This window comes from Zhenhengia yiwuensis (assembly GCF_014384995.1).
In the GTDB taxonomy this organism is placed as follows: Bacteria; Bacillota; Clostridia; order Lachnospirales; family Cellulosilyticaceae; genus Zhenhengia; species Zhenhengia yiwuensis.
Genome location: NZ_JACRSY010000002.1, coordinates 1 through 19,444, shown reverse-complemented (window position 1 = coordinate 19,444; position 19,444 = coordinate 1). Strand labels below are relative to the sequence as shown.

General features: G+C 34.1%; 14 protein-coding genes, 1 pseudogene and 1 riboswitch. Of the genes and pseudogenes, 2 read left to right on the top strand and 13 right to left on the bottom strand.

Annotated elements, in window-relative coordinates; genetic code table 11:
* Positions 1–129: 129 nt before the first annotated feature.
* On the bottom strand, positions 130–1,878 hold the full coding sequence (locus tag H8718_RS01175) for an ABC transporter ATP-binding protein (RefSeq protein ID WP_177669161.1): 1,749 nt from the start codon (positions 1,876–1,878) through the stop codon (positions 130–132).
* A complete protein-coding gene (locus H8718_RS01170) occupies positions 1,878–3,611 on the bottom strand; it encodes an ABC transporter ATP-binding protein (RefSeq protein ID WP_249331215.1) in 1,734 nt (577 codons plus the stop codon). Before H8718_RS01170 ends, H8718_RS01175 begins: the two co-directional genes overlap by 1 nt.
* Positions 3,612–3,730: 119 nt before the next feature.
* On the opposite strand from H8718_RS01170, the gene H8718_RS01165 reads away from it, so the two are divergent.
* On the top strand, positions 3,731–4,606 hold the full coding sequence (locus H8718_RS01165; protein WP_249331214.1) for a LysR family transcriptional regulator: 876 nt from the start codon (positions 3,731–3,733) through the stop codon (positions 4,604–4,606).
* Between the two features lie 267 nt (positions 4,607–4,873).
* Here the strand turns inward: H8718_RS01165 and H8718_RS01160 are convergent, their stop codons facing one another.
* The 6 genes from H8718_RS01160 to H8718_RS01135 form a co-directional block, all read right to left on the bottom strand.
* Positions 4,874–5,425: a D-glycero-alpha-D-manno-heptose-1,7-bisphosphate 7-phosphatase gene (locus tag H8718_RS01160; protein ID WP_249331213.1), complete on the bottom strand. Its 552-nt coding sequence runs from the start codon at positions 5,423–5,425 to the stop codon at positions 4,874–4,876.
* Positions 5,426–5,462: 37 nt separating this feature from the next.
* Positions 5,463–6,347, bottom strand: coding sequence for an AraC family transcriptional regulator (locus H8718_RS01155; RefSeq protein ID WP_249331212.1), 885 nt, complete (start codon positions 6,345–6,347; stop codon positions 5,463–5,465).
* 116 nt (positions 6,348–6,463) lie between these two features.
* On the bottom strand, positions 6,464–7,150 hold the full coding sequence (locus tag H8718_RS01150; protein WP_249331211.1) for a YoaK family protein: 687 nt from the start codon (positions 7,148–7,150) through the stop codon (positions 6,464–6,466).
* A 154-nt stretch (positions 7,151–7,304) separates the two neighbouring features.
* Positions 7,305–8,627: a uracil-xanthine permease family protein gene (locus H8718_RS01145; RefSeq protein ID WP_249331210.1), complete on the bottom strand. Its 1,323-nt coding sequence runs from the start codon at positions 8,625–8,627 to the stop codon at positions 7,305–7,307.
* 51 nt (positions 8,628–8,678) lie between these two features.
* Positions 8,679–8,780: riboswitch (purine riboswitch) on the bottom strand.
* 82 nt (positions 8,781–8,862) lie between these two features.
* The gene (locus H8718_RS01140; RefSeq protein WP_249331209.1) at positions 8,863–12,078 is read right to left on the bottom strand and encodes an ABC transporter permease; all 3,216 of its coding nucleotides are present in this window, start codon (positions 12,076–12,078) and stop codon (positions 8,863–8,865) included.
* On the bottom strand, positions 12,078–12,782 hold the full coding sequence (locus tag H8718_RS01135; RefSeq protein WP_249331208.1) for an ABC transporter ATP-binding protein: 705 nt from the start codon (positions 12,780–12,782) through the stop codon (positions 12,078–12,080). Before H8718_RS01135 ends, H8718_RS01140 begins: the two co-directional genes overlap by 1 nt.
* 263 nt (positions 12,783–13,045) lie before the next feature.
* On the opposite strand from H8718_RS01135, the pseudogene H8718_RS01130 reads away from it, so the two are divergent.
* A pseudogene (locus H8718_RS01130) lies at positions 13,046–13,252 on the top strand (transposase); the annotation flags it as partial.
* A 98-nt stretch (positions 13,253–13,350) separates the two neighbouring features.
* On the opposite strand, the gene H8718_RS01125 reads toward H8718_RS01130, so the two are convergent.
* From H8718_RS01125 to H8718_RS01105, 5 genes are all read right to left on the bottom strand, one after another.
* Positions 13,351–15,261, bottom strand: coding sequence for an FtsX-like permease family protein (locus H8718_RS01125; protein WP_249331207.1), 1,911 nt, complete (start codon positions 15,259–15,261; stop codon positions 13,351–13,353).
* Positions 15,261–16,013 (bottom strand): ABC transporter ATP-binding protein, encoded by a 753-nt coding sequence (locus tag H8718_RS01120; protein ID WP_249331206.1) that lies wholly within the window; start codon positions 16,011–16,013, stop codon positions 15,261–15,263. The genes H8718_RS01125 and H8718_RS01120 overlap by 1 nt, the downstream gene beginning before the upstream one ends.
* Positions 16,014–16,106: 93 nt before the next feature.
* A complete protein-coding gene (locus tag H8718_RS01115; protein ID WP_249331205.1) occupies positions 16,107–17,132 on the bottom strand; it encodes a sensor histidine kinase in 1,026 nt (341 codons plus the stop codon).
* Entirely contained in the window at positions 17,129–17,800 is a 672-nt protein-coding gene (locus tag H8718_RS01110) for a response regulator transcription factor (RefSeq protein ID WP_249331204.1), read from the bottom strand. Before H8718_RS01110 ends, H8718_RS01115 begins: the two co-directional genes overlap by 4 nt.
* A 633-nt stretch (positions 17,801–18,433) precedes the next feature.
* Positions 18,434–18,970, bottom strand: a complete 537-nt coding sequence (locus H8718_RS01105) for a hypothetical protein (protein ID WP_249331203.1) — start codon at positions 18,968–18,970, stop codon at positions 18,434–18,436.
* Positions 18,971–19,444: the final 474 nt, after the last annotated feature.

Sequence of the window (19,444 nt, the reverse complement as noted above, 5' to 3'; positions counted from 1 at the left end):
GACGTTTAAAATCGTCTTATCGTTCCATATTTTTCTGATTCCATTATATGAATTTTTTTCTCTCCTTTGAAGTAGGGTAATCTATTTGTAATAGAATAAACACAAAACTGTTATCTCTCCAGAAACACCCTATACTGCAAACTGACTATTATAAAGTTCTGCATAAAATCCTTTTCGAGCTAAAAGCTCTTCATGATTCCCCTGCTCTATGACCTTGCCCTCTTTCATAACTAAAATTATATCTGCATTTTGAATGGTCGAAAGACGATGGGCTACAATAAAGGTCGTTCTCCCCTCCATGAGTTTATTAAAGGCACTTTGAATTTGCATTTCTGTTCGTGTATCAATAGAAGAGGTGGCTTCATCAAGAATCAGCATAGGCGGCTTACAGAGCATCACTCTTGTAATACATAAAAGTTGCTTCTGCCCTTGTGAAAGCATACCTCCATCTTCACCAATAACAGTATCATATCCTTTTGGTAAACGCTTAATAAACGAATGTGCATGAGATGCTTTAGCTGCTGCAATGATCTCATCCTCTGTAGCATCTGGCTTGCCCATTACAATATTTTCTCTAATCGTTCCTTTTTTAAGCCATGTTTCTTGAAGAACCATACCATAGTTAGAGCGTAAACTTTTACGTGTTACCTCTCTTATATCTATGTTTTCTACACAAATACTGCCTTCATTTACGTCATAAAACCGCATAAGTAAATTAATCAGAGTGGTTTTACCACATCCTGTAGGTCCTACAATAGCTACTCTTTGCCCTGGTTTAATCGCAATATTAAAGTTTTCAATAAGCTTTTTATCGGGTACATAAGAAAAAGCAACTTGTCTGCAAACAACCTGTCCTTCTACATCTTGTAAATGCACAGCATCTACAGGCTCTGGCACCTGCGGCTCTTCTTCAATCAGTTCAAAAACTCTTCCTGCACAGGCAATAGCATTTTGCAATTCTGTCACGACGCCTGATATTTCATTAAAGGGTTTCGTGTACTGATTGGCATAACTTAGAAAGCATGACAAAGCCCCTACCGTTATTCTGCCCGTTAATACAGCTAGTGCACCTGTAATGGCTACACCTGCATAGACAATACTATTTACAAAGCGTGTACATGGATTCGTAAGGGAAGAGAAGAATGTAGCACGTAGTGAATAGTACGCAAGCCTTGTATTGATTTCATCAAACTGCTCAAGAGCTTCTTCTTCATGTCCATAAGCTTTCACTACTTTTTGACTCCCTATCATTTCATCAATAAAAGCTGTCTGCTCACCCCTTGCTTCTGATTGTAATTTAAACATGGTGTAAGTTTTCTTAGCAATAAAGCTTGCGACAAACAAAGAAAGCGGTGTGACTAATACGACTACAAAAGTAATACCTACATGAATAGTCAGCATAAAAAAGAGTGTTCCTATGATCGTCATAATCCCTGTAAAGAACTGAGTAAATCCCATGAGCAAACCATCTGCAAACTGATCCACATCTGTAATCACACGGCTTACAATTTCTCCTTGTGAACGTCTATCTAAATATTTAAGAGGTAAAATCTCTATCTTCTTAAAAGCTGCTTCTCTCATATCACGTACAACGTTATAAGTAACTTTGTTATTAATCTTATTCATCATCCATTGAGCCAATGCAGTAATACCTACCATAACACTGATGATGACTAAATAACGTAAAATAAATGTAAAGTTTACCTGCCCATATACAATGCCATCAATCGCTTCTCCTATTAAGATAGGTACATATAAAGTTAAGATGACAATTAAAGAGGCTAAGACTATAGAAAGGAGTATAAGCCCTGTATATCTTTTAATATAGCGCATCACTTTACTTAAAATTTCTTTTTGACCTTTTTTATTTTGGCTCATTAGTTCTCCTCCTTTCTAAACTGTGAATGGTAAATTTCACTGTAAACCTGACAATTTTCAAGAAGCTCTTCATGAGTACCTTTACCTACCATCTTACCATCATCTAAAACAATAATGAGGTCGGCATATTGAATAGAAGATGCTCTTTGAGAAACTATAAAGACTGTTGGCTTATAATCCAATGTTTTAATAGCACCTCGGAGCTTAGCATCTGTAGCAAAATCTAGAGCTGATGTACTATCATCTAAAATAAGAATTGCTGGCTTTTTCACTAGAGCTCTAGCAATACTCATACGTTGTCTTTGCCCTCCTGATAAGTTCTTGCCACCTTGGTGAATACTTCCTTTCAATCCACCTTTTTGATTGACTACATCCTCACCTTGTGCAATACGAACCGCTTCTAATATTTCCTCTTCTGTTGCATCTTTTTTGCCCCATCTCAGATTAGAGCCAATATCCCCTTTAAATAAGACGGCCTTTTGCATAACAATGCCTATCTTATCTCTAAGTGCTTTTATCTGATACGCTTTCACATTGATGCCATCTATCAAGACTTCACCTGCTGTGGCATCATAAAATCTAGGGATCATATGAACAAGCGAAGTTTTCCCTGAACCTGTTCCACCTATAATCCCTACAGTTTGACCTTGCCAAACTGTAAAATCAATTCCTGTTAAAGACTCTTCCCCTGCTCCTTTATACGTTAAGGATACATTTTTGAAAGCTACAACTGGAACCTCTGACTTCCTAGAAGCCCCTTCAGCACTCTGCTCTACACCTTCTTCCATACTCGGCTTAATCTCAAATACACTTACAATACGATTACTGCAAGCTACGGATTTGTTAATCGTAATCATTAAGCTCGCTAATTTAATAAGCTCAACTAAAATTTGAGACATGTAATTATAAAGTGCCACCACTTGCCCTTGTGTTAAGATGCCGTTATCCACCTGAATAGCACCTACCCATATAAGAGTGACAATTGCAATATTAATAATGACATATGTAAGAGGATTCATTAACGCAGAAACCTTACCTGCTTTTTTCTGAGCTGTTGTTAAGGCCTCGTTTTTCACTTTAAATGCTTCAATCTCCTCTTCTTCCTTACAAAAAGCACGTATGACACGTACACCTGCTAAATTTTCTCGTGTAATGCCCAATACACCATCTAACTTTTGCTGTACAGATTTCAGCATAGGAATATTCATAAGCATAATGCCAAACACAACAATAGATAATAGAATAATCGCTATAACAAAAATGAATGCTGCTTTAACATCAATGGTAAAAGCCATAACCATGGAGCCAAACACAACAAAAGGCGATCTTAAAAATAGGCGTAACACCATATTCACACCATTTTGTGCTTGATTTACATCACTTGTCATACGCGTCATCATAGTCGATGTCCCTACCATGTCTATCTCTGTAAAAGAAAGTCCCATTAAATGTTTAAATAAAGCACGACGAAGCCCTGTTCCAAAGCCAATAGCTGCCTTTGCTGAGAAATACTGTGCCGTTACGGAACAAATAAGTCCAATAAGGGCAAGCAAAATCAAAATCATACACATTTTTAAAATATAACCTGTATCTCCATTTGCAATACCAGTATCAATAATAGCTGCCACAACAAGGGGCACAAATAATTCAAAGGATGCTTCTAACATTTTAAATAAAGGTGCTAAAACACATTCTTTTTTATAATCCTGTAAGTATATCCATAACCTCTTCACTTTTTCATTCCTTTCTCTCGTAAATTAATAACGCTTCATTCTATAATAACACGGTCTCTTCTATACAAAAATTACAAATATGATATACTTTCTATATGATTTTCATATAGGAGGATACTATGGATTTTAAACAACTCACTTACTTTGTCACCACCGTTCAAGAAGGGAACATTTCTAAAGCTGCTCTCAAGCTTCATATTTCTCAACCTCCTTTAAGTACCAAAATTAAAGAATTAGAAACAGAACTCGGTGTTATTCTTTTTGAGCGAGGCTCGCGGAAAATAGAACTCACTCAAGCGGGTCATATTTTTTATGCACGTGCCATCTCTATTTTAGAACTTATAGATGGCGTTCAAAAAGAATTAGAAGATTATACACAAGGTAAAATGGGAACTTTACGTGTAGGCATTATTTCTTCTATAAGCAGTACTTTAATCAGTGAATGGCTTAGTGCCTTTCATAAGCTTTATCCTGAAATCAGTTTTAATCTCTTTGAAGGCAATACCTATGAACAGCTAGAGCGCCTTAGAAATAATCTTATAGAGCTTGCTATTGTCCGTACACCTTTTTCTGCTGAAGATCTAGAGTGTACCATTCTAGGAAAAGAAAAAGTATTTGCAGTAGGAGCCCATGACTATTTTAAGGATATCCATACTGCTACTGTTACTTTAGAAGATATTTGCAACAAACCTCTTATTCTCTATCGTCGCTGGGAACAGATCGTTAAAAACATTTGCCATGAAAAGGCTCTAACCCCTAATGTTTTTTGTATGAATGATGATGCTAGAACTACGGCCAGTATGGTGAATGCCGGCCTTGGTATAGGCATTATTCCTGAATCCGCCCTTTCTCTTCTTTCAGATACTTCCATCACCCAAAAAGTCATTAAGGAAAGTACTTTAGAATCAAGCATCTGCATCTTAAGAAATCCAAATAGCTATTTATCTACTGTAGTAGAACTTTTTTATTCATTTTTAAAAAGCTATAACGCTTAAATTATACTTTCTATAAAAAAGACTTATAAGTTCCTGTTATCCAGAAACTCATAAGTCTTTTACTTTCCTCTACTGCTATTCCTCGGCGAATCCAATATTCCCTATTGTTCTAAGTTCTTATCTTCTCCTAAATCCCTGTTCTCTTCTAACTCCAAATACTCTATAGGTGGTGTACCATCTTTTCCATGCTAAGACACTTTTCATCTTCAAACTGTACTGTCTACACGGCTACTGTTGAACTATAAGAACATTTACTTCTATTTCATCCTATTCTATACTTTTTACAGCCTCTAATACATTATCTGCTATATAATCCGCTTCATAATCTTTCCATGTCTCTCTAAATTCATTTAGACTTCCTACACCTGCCCCTGTTAATACTAAAATACTTTTAGCTCCTGCATGATGTGCCATTACCACTTCATTTTTACCCATATCCCCTATAACATAACTCTTGGAGATATCTATAGCATACTTATTCACACATAAATCCATTAAACCCGTCTTTGGCTTTTTACAACTACAATGGTCCTGTTTGGTATGTGGACAGCACAAAATCTCTTTTACTTCTACTTTATTTTGAGTTAATTCTCTTTTTAGCGCATCAACTTTTTCTTCATAATCCTTTAATGTAAGTTTTCCAGCACCAATCCTACTTTGATTGGTTAGAATTATATTTAGATATCCCTTTTTTGAAGCAAGTTTTAGCGCTTCATATGTAAAGGGATAGAATTGAAAATCCTTGATATCTCCAGTTGCATCCCCTCCTAAAGTTCCTTGTAAATCCCAGAATATAGCTTTATGACTTTTTATACGCATTTGCTTCTCTCCCTTAAAGTATTTTTTCTTGGCTTAATTATAATTTTTTTATAGGAACATAAATCTCCATAACTGTATCTACCCTACCGTGACAACGCTCATCATAAAACTCAAAGTCTAATTTACTTTCGTCATAACTGTATCCACTCTCCTTAAACCACTCCTCAAAAATATATTTCCACGTTGCTTTAATCATCTCAGCAAACTCTTTCTGCTCTTCATCTTGACTTGTATCTACAGGAGGAGTTGTAAAAACAGCATACTGCGCCTCTGGAACTTCTACTGTAAGCATATCTTCTGTTATCTTAGAAAAGTCCTCTACAATAACGCCTAAAAGATAGGTTACATTCCCCTTCTCTGAAGAAGGCACACATAGGCCCACCTCCCCATGTTTAGGTGGATTAAGGATTTCATACATTTTACTTTCTAAGTTTTCTCCTTCATAGTAACTCCAAAAGGATGCAATATCTCTTGTATAATTGGTCCCTTCAATATTGGTTTGAATACCATAGCCTGCAACTTTAAAAGCATCTTTTTTAATAATCATAGGTTTCATCATATATCCTCCAATTTCAAATGTATTTTTTGCTTCTTTATAGCCAGCCATCCTTGCCATATATTGTGTTGGGCTATAATGAAAGGCCTTACGAAAGGCTTTTGTAAAACCATTATGCGTCTCAAATCCATAGTCTAAAGCAATATCTATAATCTTCCTCCCCTTAAGCATCTCTACAGCACCTAATGATAACCTTCTATGACGAATGTATTCTGTTACAGACATACCTTTGCATGAACTAAAAACTCTGCAAAAATGGTACCTAGAATACCCTAACTCCTGAGCAACATCCAAAGCTGTGATCTTTTCCTTAATATGGGCTTCTATAAACGCAATACATCTTTCCATATCCTTACTATAATTCAATCTATCACCTATCCTTATCCATATGGTAATTTTATTATAACTTTTATTTTTAATACGGACTGTTCCTATTTTGCTAAAAATATAAAATGAAAATAGACATGATGATCCCATCATGTCTATTTTTTAATTAACTCTCTTTTTTCTAAGTATAATAAAACAAAAACAATAACGAGCACACTATTAATAAGGCCCACTGCTTTTTCTGCATATTTGCCAGTTGTTAATGCTCCCAACCAGCCACCTATAACAAACATAAGAATGACCCCTAAATAAACCTTGCCATTTTCTAAGGCTTCACGTTCTTTTGTAAGGGAGTAATGTGCAAAACATTCTGCTACATTCTTCAAATTCCCTGTAAACATAACCGTAGAGTAAGCATTTCCATTTACTTTACGAAAGCCCTGAACTTGCAATCCGCAAATGAAAGATACCATAATATTAGCGACTACATTAAGCTTCCCTTCTGGAATAAACATGACCATAAACAACATGCCTATTTCAATGCCTAAGAGTACATGTAACCAATCAAAATGTTTTCCTTCTCCAACCTTATACTCTATAATTTTAGCTAACCAAACGCCAAATGCAAAAAAGGAAATAGGAAGAAGGTAGTAAATCATTTTCTCTAGATTGCCCTGTGCCATATTATAGCCTAATAAAACTAAATTGCCTGTCTGTGTATTAGCAAATACCTTTCCTCTTGCTAAGTACGAATAAATGTCTAAATAACCTCCTACAAGAGCAAGTAACATAGCAATACTTAATGACTCCGCCATCTTGCCTTTTTTTAACATCCCTTCCATAAGCCCTTCATCCTCTACTTCTTATTGTCTTTAAGAAATAGCCTCTTCTATTCCAACTGCTTTTATTCCTTATTAAAACAGAAAATCACCATACAGCAAACTCATCAAGCCTGACTGTATGGTGAATCGTTAATGTTCCATTATGTCTTTAAGTTTATTCATGGTTTTCCATATGCTTTGGTAGAACTAAGTTTAAAATCACAGCCACAAGAAATACAACAGCCACGCTGTTATCTGCTAATACATTCCTCATAACATCTGGGAAGATAACAAAAATATCTGGCACTTGAGTAAAACCAATACCAATACTTAAAGAAAGTGCTACAATAAGCATATTTCTTTGGTTATATCCACAGTTTCCGATCATTTGTAATCCACTTACAACGATAGAACCAAACATAATAAGTGTACAGCCACCTAATACAGGCTCTGGTAATGTAGCTAATAATGCCCCAAACAAAGGACATAATCCAGCTAATACCATAACAATGGCACCCATTAAAAGCGTATAACGGTTGATTACTTTTGTCATAGCTACTAAGCCTACATTTTGGCTAAAGGAAGTGATAGGCATGCATCCGAATAGAGCTGAAATAAAACTTACAAAGCCATCGCAAGCAATAGAGCCTGATATTTCTTCTTCTTTTGCCTCTCTTCCTAGCCCTGATACAGCTAAAGCCGATGTATCACCAATTGTTTCTGTTGCTGATACTAAGAAAATAAGTACCACTGAAACAATAGCGTTAAGATTAAACTCTGGCTTGAAAGGTAAAAATTGAGGTACTGCAAACATGCTATACCCAGCTAAGTTACCAAAATCTACTTTTCCGAAGCAGATGGCTACAATATAGCCAACAATTAAGCCTACTAAAACAGATAAGTTTTTATAATGCTTTTTAGCTAAAATATTAAATACCAGACAAGTTACTAAGGTAATTGTTCCAATTATTAAATTAGTACTAGATCCAAAATCTGCACTGCCGTTTCCTCCTCCAAAGGAGTGAGCACCTACATTTAATAAAGAAAACCCGATAGCCGTTACGACGCTGGCTGCTACAATAGGTGTAATGATTTTTCTCCAATACTTAGCAAATAAACCAAGTATACCTTCTACCATCCCGCCTACTAAAACAGCTCCAATGACAGCATTGTAACCATATTGACTTCCAATCACACACAAGATAGACACAAAGGTGAAACTAATCCCCATGACAATAGGCATTTTAGCACCAATTCGCCAAACGGGATAAAGTTGAATCATTGTACCTATTCCTGCAATGAGCATAGCACATTGGATAAGAGTAGCTGTTTGCTCACCAGAAAGTCCTGATGCTCCTGCCACAATAATAATAGGTGTAATATTTGCAACAAACATTGCTAAAACATGTTGTAATCCGAAAGGAATTGCTTTTCCAATAGGCACTCTACCATCTAACTGATAGATATTGTCTATTGAAGTGTTTTTAATACTAGTCATTATCCACTCTCCACGTTGTTTTCATGACCGTATAATAAGCCTCTAGATATGTAAAATAAAAATTCATATCGTAGTCAAATCATTTAAGGTGATTTGGTAGAAACTGTTGAACCTTATTTTCAACTTTATACGATGCATTTATTTAAAAATTATATGAGTGTATAATAATACATATTTCGACATTTGTCCATCCCTTTCAAAGATTCCCACATAACGATCTTAAGCTGCTGCTGATTTATTCTACCGACTTTAGTGACTCTACCATTTCAATCTTTTGCAATTTAAAATGCATCATAACATTGACTAACATAGCAAAAATAAAGGTTAAAAGAACTGCTGTTAGATAGCTTGGCCAATAGATTTCTCTACCAAACATCATTTCATCCATCTCTGCCGTTACAATAATAAATAAGAACAGCGCCTTCCCTAATAAAAGTCCAAATAAGGAACCTATTAAGGTAAGCATAATATTTTCTCTATAAATATACCCAGAGACTTTAAAGTCATTAAAACCTAATACCTTAATCGTTGCAATTTCTCTGTAGCGTTCACTAATATTAATGGTTGTTAAATTATAAAGGACAACAAAAGCTAATAGAGCTGCAGATACGATAAGAATAATAACTACAGTATCTAAGCTGGCTGTCATACTTTCAAAACTCCCTGCATGTTTCGTTGTAAAAGCAAAAGAAGTAATGTCCTCATTTTGTGTGAGCTCATTTGAAATGACCTCCTCTTGGTCCATACCTGCATCCGTAAGCTGAATCAAGAGCTGATTTACCCCCGGAGTTTGGCGTATAGCTGCTTGAGCATAAGCCCCTGACATATACACATAGTGGCCTATATAATTTTCCGCAATGCCTGCAACTTTCACGTCATAAATTTCTAGATGACTATTTTCAAGTTGAACAGTATCACCTACCTGTACATTTAAAGCTTTAGCTAATTTCTCAGAAAGAATAACTCCATCTTGATCTAAATTAAGTGGATTTTGAGATACTCTTTCTTGAAGCTTAATAAACTCAGGGAACTTCTCTATGTCATGAATAACACGTAAAGTCGCAGTTCTATCTTCTTCACCATATAAAAGTTTAATATTTTCATGACTTACTTCCATGAAATTTTCTATATAAGCGCTACGCTGTAGCTTTTCTATGCCCTCTTCTTTCACTGTGACTTCTAAGTTATACTTAAACAGGTCACCGTATTGTCTATCTACAATACTTATAATGGACTCTTTTAATCCTAAGCCTGCAACCAGTAAAGCTGTACACCCTGCAATACCAATGGTAGTCATGAAGAATTTCTTCTTGTATCTAAAAATATTACGTGCTACAACCTTCTGGAAGAAGTTCATATGCTTCCAGATAAAAGGTATACGTTCTAAAAAAATACGCTTACCTGCTGGTGGCGCTTTGGGTCTCATAAGCTCTGACGGCTGCTCCTTAAGTTCTTTAATTGTGGTGAAAACTACCGCAAAAACAGTTAGGCATACCATAGCCAAAATAGCCGATAAAGCTTCGCTTGGATAAAATTTATTAAGGATAGGTGGCACCGTAAACATCATGCCATAGGCGTTATAAATGGTATTAGGGAAGACTTTAAAACCAATCGCAATCCCTAATAAACTCCCTAATACACTTGCCATTCCTGCATATAAAATATATTTACTCATAATCGAAAAGGTACTATACCCTAAAGCTTTATAAGTCCCCATAGTGATACGCTGTTCATCTACCATACGTGTCATAGTGGTTAAACATACAAGTGCTGCTACAACAAAGAAAAAGATAGGGAAGACCTCTCCAATACGCTCAATGGTCTCTGTGGCACTTTTATAATTGGCAAAACCATAATTGGCTTCTCTACCTAATACATAAACTTTTGGCTCTTTTAAATTCTCTAATTGCTCTTTTCCTTTTGCAATTTCTGCTTCAGCTTCTTTAAACTGCTTCTTGGCTTCTTCTTTAGACGTTAGATATTTTTCTTTACCTTGCTCAAGGCTAAGCGTTCCTTCTTCTAATTGTTGCTTACCCTCTGCTAAAGTCTTGTAAGTTACTTCTTTTTCCTGCTTAAGTTTTATTTTTTGCTCAGCTAGCTTACGCTTACCTTCCTCTAAAAGAATGCCTGACTCTAGAAGTGTTTCTTCTTGCGCTTTAAACTCCGCTAAACCTTTCTTATAAGCTTCTTCATTAACTTGTAAGACCTGTGTAAGACTTGCAATCTGTTCCTCTAAAACTTGCTTTTGCGCAAGTAAACTTTCCTGACCCATACCTTCTGTAAAAGCAAGCTGTTCTTCTATACTTTGAAGCTTATCCTTTAAAGTTTGTAACTGAGCTTTACCTTCAGTAAGCTGTATTTTCGCTTCATCTAATTGTTTTTTTATATTTTCCTTTTCAGCATTGAAAAGGGTAAGTCCTTGTTCATACTCTTTTTGATTGGCCTCAAGCTCTTCTTCTGCATCTTTAAGTGCTGCTTCTGCCTGTTTAAACCCTTGGTTAGCTTTTGCTTCACCATCTACTAGTTCTTGCTGCCTTTTTGCAATTTCCTTTTCCGCTTTTTCAAGTTCTAAGGCTACATCCGCTAACTCCCTATTGGCTTTTTCTTTTTCTTCTAAAAGCTTTGCCTCACCTTCTTCAAGTTCTAGCTTAGCTTCTGCTAGTAGCTTTTCATAACGCACTAAAGCCCTCTCTTCCATAATCGGTTCTAACTGCGCTTTAAAATTATCGACTAAATGGGTATACTCTTGGCTATAAGCATCCAGCTCTTGAGCCCCTTTTAGCGTAATAAAAAGTTCTGTGTATAGATCACTTTTAAAGTTTTCTTCCGGAATATAGATATAGCTTGCTACACTGCCGTTACCAATTTCAGCAGTACCTCTTTCAAAATGCATATAGTAAGGGGAGTTCATAACACCCACTACTGTGTATGTCTCATTGTTTAATACATCACTTACTTCTTCATCTGTTCCAGTCGTTAAGGTAATGGTATCACCTATCTGAATAGGTAATCTCGTCAGCTTCGTTCCATCAATTAAGCATTCATTAGGCCTACTCGGCCATCTCCCCTCCACTAATTTCGGCTTATTAATGAGCTTTTCATCTTCTTGTGAAAGACTTCCTAAACTGTGTACCTTAATAACTTTTTGACTTCCCTCTATACGCGCTAACATATTCAAGCTATAGCTGCCCATAATTCGCTCTACCTGCTTCAGCTTACTAATGGCCTCCCTATCAGCTTTTTCTATACCTAATGTAGAAAGTACGCTAATATCCATCATTTGGTACTCATCCATATACTGGTCTGTTGTATCTTTCATCATAGGGCTACTTACCTTAATGCCAGCTAAAAAGGCTACACCTAAAGCTACAATAAGCATAATAGAGAAAAAGCGCCCTAAAGATTTTTGAATCTCCCTATAGGCATCTTTCATTAAAGACTTCTTTCGCATTACCATTCAATCCTTTCTACTGGTGTAGGTTCTGGATTGATGAGCATTTTCTCTACTTGACCATTTTTCATATAAATCACTTTATCACCCATTGGTGTAAGGGCTAAGTTATGTGTAATGACCACAACTGTCATATGCATTTCTCTACACATTTTCTGAAGCAAACTTAAAACAGCTTTACCTGTATTGTAGTCTAATGCCCCTGTTGGCTCATCACAAAGAAGCAGCTTAGGATTTTTAGCAATAGCTCTTGCTATAGCTACCCTTTGTTGCTCTCCACCTGAAAGCTGAGAAGGGAAATTATTTTTACGATCTTTTAATCCCACTGCATCTAAAATCTCCTCTATATCAAGTGGATTTTTAATAAGCTGTGTAGCTAACTCTACATTTTCTCTTACAGTTAAATTCTGCACTAAATTATAGAACTGAAAAACAAAACCAATATCATCCTTTCTATAATTAGTTAATTGCTTCTTATTAAAGTTACTAATGTTGACCTGATCCACAATTAAATCTCCAGACGAAGGGGTGTCCATTCCTCCTAGAAGATTCAGCACTGTACTTTTTCCTGCACCGCTTGTCCCTGCTATAATGACAAATTCTCCCTTATGAATATCAAAGCTTACACCATCTACAGCTTTGATGGTGACTTCTCCCATCTCATAAGTTTTCTTAATATCTTTAAAACTAATGTATGCACTCATGATGACTGTCCTTCCTTGTTGATTTAGCTTTTATTATAATCTTTTAGTCCTAAAAAGAAAACAGCTATTGTTTGGAAACCGTTTAGGACATCCTACCTATTTTCTTGCATCATCTTGACTAATGTGTTGGACACCAATATATATAAGCTTCATAAGATTAGTGGGTGTTTGCCATTTGGATTCATTTGAATAGAGATCATAATAGTTTTTTGCTTTTCTCCTCCTAAAAAATCAATGCCATTGTCGCTTATTTGCTTTGCACTCCTTATGCATCATGGCAAAGAGGAACGAATGAGAATACAAATGGTCTCATTCGTGAATTTTATCCTAAGAAATATAACTTTAGTGGGATAACTCAAGATGATTTAAATGAGATAGTGGCTAAAATTAATAATAGACCTCGAAAATGTCTGGGATATAAGACACCTAACGAGGTCTTCTTAAGAGAACTTAATAAGTGTTGCACTTAACTTGACAAACTATCGCTTTAATAAATTAATCTTCATAGGGATTTCCCCCTGTTGTTTACATACAATCCTATTATGCTCCCTTATTCCACTAATTTCTCTTAACATACAACTTTTACTATCTTTTTAAAGTGTGCTACTGAAACTATATAACTTACTATAAATATACCTACACATATAGCTGCACTAACAATAAATGTTCCTAATAAATTCTCAGATAAAAAGTCTCCTAAAACTTGAATTGCAAAAAAACTATCGATTAGACCTATTGTTAATGGTAAAGCATAAAATATTGCAATCTCCTTACCAACAGCTCTTCTTAAATCTTCTTTTGATGCACCTATATGCGCTAAAATCTTATATTTATCTTTGTCCTCCATGGCATCGCTATATATTTTGGTGTAGATGATACTTGCCTCTGCAAGTATAAAAACTAAGAATAAAAATGCACCTATTGCATAAACTACTCTAAGCCATGATACTCCTTCTACTTTATAAAGTCCTACTTGACTCTTCATATCTTCATTAAAATAAGGTCTAAGCTCCTCTGTAATCACTTCCATCGTACCTTGATCGAGCAACTGTTCTTCATTTTCAATTTTGATCCCATAAAAATAAATGTTTTCACCTTGCATTTTTAACTTTTCATATATCTCATTATTCACAACTAGTGTCACCTCATTTAACAAGGAACCTAGTGTCTTAAATCGGATACCCCCTTCACTTACTTCATAAATCTCATCAAAAATGGTAATCTCTTTTGTTTTAATAAGACTTGCTAAGGTTCCTGGTCTCTGAATATAAATCACCTTATTACCTTCCACCATTTCTTCATCCACCTTAGTAATTGCAGCTTCATTACCATTCATTTTTAAAATCTCTAAGAACTGTTCATAAGAAAGAATATTATAGTCACTTACTTGCCACTTTTCTACATTTTTCAAGGTAGACTTAGCCTTTATAATTGTTGTATCTACTGCATATTCTTTTTTACCTATTCCAAGCAAAATTTCTTCTATTTCTTTCGTATGAATCGCTTCCTTTGAAGCAAAAGATACAGAATAAAGGGTATCATTTTCTAGAGACATAGTATAAAGATTTTTCATAGAAACAGCTGTTCCTAGTACTGAAATGGTACATGCAGTTAATAAGCTAATGGTTGCATAGGTTGTATAGTTTTTCTTAATACGATATGCAACGCTGTTGATGGCTATAATATTTTCACCTTTATATAGAATGGATTTTCTACTAATCAAAAACTTAAGTACTACTGGAATGAGTGCATAAAATATCCCGTATGTTCCTATACATACAAGTAATAAAGTTTTAAAAACATTTATATTAGAAAGTTTCACCAAATAGTATCCATATAGCATAGCTCCGAAAGATACACATGCTATCATATAAGTAAAAACATTTATTTTAGGCATTTGTTCTACTTTTTGACCAGCATTTAACAAATTGATTATCTTGCTTCGCATAATGCTTACAAGCCCTTTTATACTCATCATTATAAATATCGTCATAAAAACAATAAATGTATAAACAAGAGCATCCCCTGTAATATTCAATGTAACATTGACTTTAAATCCTGCAAGTCTAAAAATAATCATTTGAAAGAATTTAGAAAGCAATGCTCCAAGACTAATACCAATGACACATGATGTTAACCCAATAAGCATCATCTCTATAAAATAAATACTACCGATTGTCTTTAAGTCAACTCCCATAAAGATATAAAGTCCAATCTCTTTTTTCCTATTTTTCAAGAAAATATTTGATGTATACCAAATAAAAAAGAAAATAAAAATACTTAGAACACAACTTATCATCTGTACAATCATTTTAGTATAATTTGCATTAGCTTCACCTAAAACTTTTAGAGCATCCCCACACATTAAGATAAAGAAATTACTTAATATAAGTACTGAAAATATCATAGAAATAAAAAACATGGTATAGTTTTTCATATTGTTTTTGAAGTTATTGTATGCCATAGAACATACTTGCATTATCTTGTACCCCCTAAGGTTGCTAATAAATCAATGATGCGTCCATAAAACTCCTTACGATCATTACCTTTACCCACTTGGCATTTAATCTCTCCATCACTAAGTACATAGACTTTTTGTGTATAACTTGCACTCAGTGCATCATGCGTAACCATAATAATTGTTGCTTTCTTTTCTTCATTAACTCTCCTTAAACATTCTAATAAATCTGAAGAAGATTTTGAGTCTAATGCCCCTGTTGGTTCATCTGCAAATATGACACTAGGATTGGTAATAAGCGCTCTTGCTGCTGCCCCTCTTTGCTTTTGTCCACCGGATAGCTCATAAGGATACTTTTTCAAATGCTCCTTTAATCCAAATGTATCTGCTATTGCTATTACTTTTTCTTCTATTTCCTTACTTTTTTTACACCCCAATGCAAGAGGCAGTGCAATATTATCCATCAGATTCATATTATCTAGCAAGCTATAATCTTGAAAAATAAATCCTATGCTATCTTTTCTAAGCTGTGAAAGTTCTCTACTTTTAAGTTTTGTTATATCCTTACTCTCTAGTAAGATTTCACCCTTAGTTGGCTTATCAATAGTCGATAAAAGATTTAAAAGTGTGGTTTTCCCTGCACCTGAGGGTCCCATGATTGCTATGAATTCGCCTTCCTCTACAGTAAAAGAAATACCTTTTAGAACCTGTGTTTTAAACCCCTTTATACCATACTCTTTGTATACATTTCTTATTTTTAAAATTTCTTTCATTTCAACACCTCCAAAATTAAATTTTAGCAATTCAATTTTAACAGGTTCGTTATTCTTATTCCTTCACTTAACATGACATTTGTATTTGTAACCTTACATTTTTGCAACCTTCATATAGTCTGATATCTTATAAAACTTTATTCTAAATAAGGTATACTCTCCTTCTATAGATTCTACTTCCACCCCATGACCAAGCTTATCTAAAATCTTCTTACAGAAATAAAGACCCATCCCTGTTGATTTATACGTTGTATTTCTTCCATTTTTACCCGTGAAGCTTTTATTAAAAATACGTTTTCTATCTTCCTCTGCAATACCTATACCATTATCTTTGATATTTAGGATGACATACTTATCCTCTTCTTCACCATAAAAACTAATTTGTCCATTTAACTTAGCATATTTAATAGCATTATTAACCATTTGCTCTATCACATAAATCATCCACTTTTTATCTGTATAAACTTCAAAATTCAAATTGTCCATTTTCACTTCAATGTTATGTCTGATTAAGAAAAAAGCACTCTGTCTTACAGCAGTTCTTACCATATCTTCTATACGTTCTTCTCTAATAAATAAATCCTCAGCAGATGCTGTTGCTCTACTTCCATAGAGTACACTCTCTACTAAAAAATTAATTTTTTCTACTTCATATTTAATATTAGAGCCAATGGTATCTTCTTCTATTCTTTCAGCCATCATATTCAGTGCACTAATGGGTAACTTGATTTCATGTACCCATTTAGAGATATATTCTTCCATTTCCTTGATTCTCTCTTCATTATGTCCCTGTTCTTTCTGAAACATGCTGTCTTTTGTATCTAATATATAGCGCATAATTTCTTCAGCGACATACTGATATTCAATTTCTTCTCTTCTAATCTCCCCATCTTCTTCTACGGTACGATATAACGTTTCATATCTATCTTTCCATTTTCTGTAACTTATATAAAACCCACCTATATAAAAAAACATTAGTAGTACATCTAAATAAATTAAATCGCCTTTTTGCTGATTTCCTATATCTAATATTAGAAAATACACATTAACAACTATTAATACAATAAGTTGTAACATAATACTTACTTTTTGTTCAGCAAGAAAACACCTTATATTCATTGAATCATATACCCTATTCCTCTTTTAGTTTTGACAGCTTCTCCTAGTCCTATTTCTTTCATTTTACTACGTAGTCTTGTAATATTTACAGTAAGCGTATTATCACTAATAAATTCATCCATATTCCATAAACTCATCATAATTTTCTCTCTTGAAACTACTTTTCCCTTGTTATGAATAAGCAATGTTAATACTTTAATTTCATTTTTTGTAAGTTCTAAAGTCCTTCCTTTATACCTTAACTCGCATTTTTCAGTATCTAATACAGCATCATTATAATACAATAATGCCCCTGAATCTGCATATTGATAGGCTCTTCTTAGCAATGCATTGATTTTAGCCACTAGTACTTGAATATCAAAAGGTTTTGTAATATAGTCATCTCCCCCATTATGAATACCCATAATAAGATCCATATTAGAATCTCTTGAAGATAAAAATAGAATAGGAATCTTTAATACTTCCCTTATTCTTTGGCACCAGTAAAATCCATCATAATATGGTAAATTTACATCCATAATCACAAGTTTAGGTTGCTTCTTAATAACCTCTTCTAAAATATTGCTAAAATCATCTATCCCCTCTACTTGCATGCCCCATTTTTCTAAGTTTATTGCTATCTCTTTTGCCAAATCTAAATTGTCTTCTACTAATAAAATCTCCTTCATATATAATATCTAACACTCCTTTCCAATAACATTTCCTCTCGCTTCTCTCTTATAGTATCGTTTTCACTATGTATCTTCTTTATATAAAAACCTCTCATTTAATACGTAAACGATGAGAGTATTAATTTATATTTTTCCTATGACATTTATTCTAGTCAAAGTATAGTCATTTAGCAATTTCATTATAGCACAATCTTTAAATAGCCTCACCACATGTACTGGTTCATTGTTTTTTTAAGTATAAGTATGGGAATTAAATCCGTCCAATCACTTTATTATCTAGGCATTTATTCATGAAATATGAGACATTGCTTCCCAAGACCTTAATTTGAATTCTAGCCTTTAATCTATCGAAAGAATTTGCCAGTACTGCACCAATAACCTTGGTAAGATTACGGCACGTTCGATTACATATACGGTAATATTTCTTTAAAATTCTTACGAGTATAGTTAAACCAAGCTTTCTTATAAGCTCTCTATGTATTTCTCCAACAATATTAAGTGTGATAATCTCACTATCTGACAACTTTGAATAATAATCATTTCGTCTAAGAGCTTATTCTATTTGTAAATCTAACTGGCACAATCCGTTAGTCTCATAAAAATAGAGAGCAAATTACTCTCTATTTTTCTTTATAAGATTTCAAAATATAAATCTATATAAGCTATCATTTGGTCACCTAATGTAAGATAGTAATAGACTGGGATAGCATACTCTGAGTAAATAATGTTCTTTGAATTTATAGCATTTTCATCCATTTCTCTCATTAACACTTGCTGATTTCTAATGCTCAGTAAATAACTGTTTAAGATAAGTTTAATCATATCAGCAGTATACATATCATCAAAAGAATCTTTGTAATTTGCCTTATGCGTGTTTAAGTTTTTATTTACATTATCAAGCTCTTGGATGTAGAAGTCTAAAGTTTTATTAATTTGAAGTAACTCTTCTCCTGTAGAGTTAGAAGTAATGCTTATAGTCCCTAGATTTTTCCTTATCCTTTTTAAGTCATTATAAGATTTCATTAATTCATCTTTACCTTGTAAATTTTTAATTTTAGGACCTATTATACTAAAACCCGTTATATCTTGTTGAGCATAAGCTACATGTGGGCTAAGCAATGCTCCTACCAATATTATCATCATAAATATATTCAATGTTTTTTTCATTTTATTGAGCTCCCTTCCTACTCATCAGTATATCCATAACGTTTTTTCTTATGCTGTAAGGACTCATTTACCTTCTCAAAAGGCCCGCATTATACTCTTTGAATAACTCGATTTAAAAAACAAAAGGCCTTACAACTCTTGAATGCTCAAGTTCTTGTAAGGCTTAATCTTTCATTTATCTAACTTTTTCAAAAACCTCCCTTATTCGTGGCAGGATTCACCATTATTGATTCTATACCCTATACTTTTATTTTTCATTTTGTAATATAAACTAAGACTCAAAAGTTATGTACTTCTATAACCTTTGAGTCTTTTTTCTCTGGCGAATTGTCAAGTTAAGTGCAACACCTTTTCGTAATATACTTCATAGGGTGTTTTCCAGTTTAAGCATTTACGAGGTCGTTTATTTAACTCTAATACTTTTTCTTGAATGACATTATCGGGAGTATCCGTTATATCCATATTTTTAGGAAA